At 64.8% G+C, this 304-nt stretch carries 1 protein-coding gene; it reads left to right on the forward strand.

The genetic code is table 11. The annotated features are described in order from the left end of the window. Positions 1–304, forward strand: a 304-nt coding sequence (locus EE949_RS18225) for a LysR substrate-binding domain-containing protein (protein WP_241152859.1), incomplete at both ends; no start/stop codon positions are given.

Genomic DNA, 304 nt, shown 5'->3' on the forward strand with positions numbered 1-304 from the left:
ACCTTTTTGCAACATTGCCAGCGCCTGCAGGATGGCCGCGAGGAAGCCCTGCGCGCCGTGGGCGACCTGGCGAGCGAGCCCAAGGGCATGTTGCGCATGACCTGCGCGGTGGCTTACGGCGAACGGTTTATCGTGCCGCTGGTGACACGTTTTATGGGCGTGTATCCGCAATTGCGGGTGGACATGGAGCTGAGCAACCGCCAGCTGGACCTGGTACCTGAGGGCCTCGACCTCGCTATTCGTCTGGGGCGCCTCGCCGACTCGCGCATGGTTGCCACTCGCCTGGCGCCACGGCGTATGTACC

Origin of the sequence: Pseudomonas viridiflava, assembly GCF_900602065.1 — a bacterium.
Lineage (GTDB): Bacteria > Pseudomonadota > Gammaproteobacteria > Pseudomonadales > Pseudomonadaceae > Aquipseudomonas.